The sequence below is a fragment of the Bacteroides cellulosilyticus DSM 14838 genome, from assembly GCF_000158035.1.
Classification (GTDB): Bacteria; Bacteroidota; Bacteroidia; order Bacteroidales; family Bacteroidaceae; genus Bacteroides; species Bacteroides cellulosilyticus.
Map to the genome: position 1 here is coordinate 822,966 of NZ_EQ973492.1, position 3,339 is coordinate 826,304.

The window sequence follows — 3,339 nt, forward strand, 5'->3', positions numbered from 1 at the left end:
GGGATCAAAGGCAATGTCAGACGTATGAGCAAACATTTTATACGGAACACTATGCTGTGCATTCAATTTTTCATCTGCTGGATATTCGTCACATTGGCAGTATCCCTTTATCTACAAACAGAGAAAACAACCTCCACACTTTTTGGCACTCTTTCAAAAGAAGAGAAAGAATGTATTCTCAGTATTCCTCTGAACTACACCTTCATGAAAAATGAAGAGAAACTTGCCATTACAGAACGCATAGCACAACATTCGGGTGTGCAAGAGAAATTATTGTCAAATAACAATTATGCCGGTGGAATTTCTATTACCGGATTCCAATCTGAAGAGAACAACAGAGATTCTAATATCAACAGTAGTTTCATATATGCAGCTCCCAATTTTTTCCATTTCATGAATATTCCTCTGTTGAAAGGCAATAATCTGCAAAACAATACAGAAATGGTAATTGATGACGTTTTAGAAAAACGGATTCCCAAACCTATTTTAGGCAACATCTTGTATAACTTTAACGGTAGCTATACCGTCAAAGGCATTACATCTTCATTTATAACCAATGTATATTTCCAGAGCGAGAGTCTTTTCCGAAGTGAGGGTATGGCTTTCTTGCCACTTAAAATGGAAGGACCCATAGAATATTGCTACATTAAATGCCTGCCAGCTCAAGTAAAAGCCGTAGAAGAGTATGCATCCCAAGTGCTCCGTGAAGCACTTCCATACACTTTGTCCCCACAAATCAGTACGCTGCAACAAGATTTGGAAGAAATACAAGGATTGGAATCGAAAATGAAGAACATCATCCTATTTTTTGCAATAGTAAGTGTAATCATTACTTTACTGGGAGTATATTCAGCCATTACCCTTGATACTGAACACCGATGCAAAGAAGTAGCCATCCGTAAAGTTAATGGTGCGGGACTATGGCAAATACTTTATCTGTTCTTGCGCATGTATGTCCGGATATTAATAATAACAGCAGTGATTGCATTTCCACTGCTATACACAATACTGCAATTATGGAAACAAATGTATATTGTCTTCTTCGATGACGGTTTCTGCTTCTGGATTTGCATATTTATTGGGATAGTTCTCATGACTTTACTTACTGTCATATTCCGCATTTTGAAAATTGCAAAAATAAATCCGGTGGATATAATAAAGACCGAGTAAGTATAGAATTCATGTGCGGATATGCACTATTTTTGTGCACTATAGCACACTAATACTCTATAACAAAAACCAGTATATCATTAATAAATAGAAAGTTACATACTTGGCATAAGTTTTGAATATATAAAATATAAAATGTATATACCATGATATTCCATTATCTCAAAATAGCATTCAGAAACTTGTGTAAGCATAAGACACAAAATATCATTTCCATCATCGGATTGGCAGTAGGTTTACTCTGCTTCTGTGTCTGCATATATTGCAGTCGCTTTGTAGAAAGCACAGACCATTGTTTTGCTAATCATGATCGCATAGCAGAATTAAATCTCTATGACGGCAAGGCAGACAGATATTTTTCCGGTTCTCCGGTTCCTCTGGCCGAAGAATTGCGCACATGGGCTTTGGGAGAAACGGAAGCCATTTCATCCGTAACCTATCCTCGCGAACGCCCTTATTATGTAGAGTTATCTCCGGAAAAGACGCTACCTTATGAACTTGAAACGATTGAAATAGATACTTGCTACAATAAAATCTTCACTCCGGAAATGGTAGCAGGACATTGGAAAATGGCAAGTCAGTCTCTTAACTCCGTCATCCTGAGCCAATCTATGGCCATTAAAATATTCGGTAATGCAGAAAGTGCTATCGGCAAACACATGACTCTCATGAGAAGGCTCAATACTTCTCCTGAAAGCACCCCAAAAACAGGAGGTATCGTCTACACCATTCAAGCAGTAATGAAAGATATCCCTCTGAACAATAGTTTAGATTTTATGCAAAACATAGATATGCTGACCGTAAACGATAGTGAAGGACTTCTACAAAGTCCCAAACGGTATAACATGACGGGAGCAAATACCTATGTGTTGTTATCACCACAAACTACATGTACCGATTTAGAAAAGCAATTCTCAAAAAGAGACTATACTTATACTTTGTATGGCGAAGCTTACACTGTCACTGCCAGTAGTATGGGAGCCAGATTGAAAAAACAAGGTGTTTCCTATCTGGGATTAGTTACCGGAACTGTAGGCACACTGATATTATTAGTAGGGCTGATCAATTTTTTCCATTTCCTTATCGGTTCTTTCTTCAATCGTACTAAAGAATACAGTATCATGAAAATGATAGGATGCAACTGGAAACAACTCTTCTGTTTACTATTCACACAGTCATTGATCGTCATATCCATATCCTCCATACTGGTATTATCAGGCATAGAATTATTGGGGAATCACATGAATTTCTCTTTGCCGGGCTTTGCAATGGCCTTTACCTCTGAAACGCTTTTAATACATGCTCTGCAATATATCGTTCTTCTTATCATACTCTGCGTCCTTATATGTTTGTCTGTTTCCATTCGTATTCGTCGTATTACCGTGCAAACAGGTATTTATGGAAACAATAAACGCAGAGGTAAGCAATGGGGACGTAACCTTATGCTGGGTATCCAGTTCTTTATTTGCTGGGTATTTGTATCCCTGACGGCTGCTTTATATCTGCAAGCCGAGAAAACGACCAATAGTTTAATCCATACGCTAAGTCAAAAAGAAAAATCGGAGATTCTTAGTATTCCCCTAGACTATCCCTTTATGAAGAATGAGGAAAAGTTGGCATTGATAGAGCGTTTTAAACAGCATGCCGGAGTGAAAGAAATTCTGTTATCAGATGTCGGTTATATGCAAGGAATGTCGGGCAATGGATTAACGACCGAAAAGGGAAATGAGAACTCCTGGATTGATATTAGTGTCATGGCTGTACCCGCCAATTTCTTCTCTTTTATGAATATTCCCATAGAACAAGGAAGACTTCCTCAAACGGAAAAAGATATTGTGGTAGACAATGTCTGGCAGGAGATGCAGAAGAAAGATGTAATCGGTATGAACTTGTATAGCGGTAATACCGACTACACAATCTGTGGAATATCCGCACCTTTTCAGGCCAATGTATATAACAGAAGTAGTGGATATGCTTTCCTGCCTTATGATCCTTCAGTCTACATAGGCCATTGTTACATAAAGAGTCATCCGGGCCAGCAAAAGGAAGTAGCCCGATGGATTGAGAAAGTCTACCGCGAGATGCTTCCTGAAAATATAACTTATCAGGCTAAAACATTCTTGGATGATATCCATGTTTTGCAGGCTCTTGAGTACAACTTCTCGAAGG

2 protein-coding genes are annotated in these 3,339 nt (G+C 38.4%); both read left to right on the forward strand.

Annotated features, from left to right (window positions below; genetic code table 11):
• Positions 1-1,170 (forward strand): ABC transporter permease (locus BACCELL_RS21490; protein ID WP_007214186.1); only part of this gene is annotated, 1,170 nt, incomplete at its 5' end.
• Between the two features lie 146 nt (positions 1,171-1,316).
• Positions 1,317-3,339, forward strand: a 2,023-nt coding sequence (locus tag BACCELL_RS21495) for an ABC transporter permease (RefSeq protein ID WP_007214187.1), incomplete at its 3' end; no start/stop codon positions are given.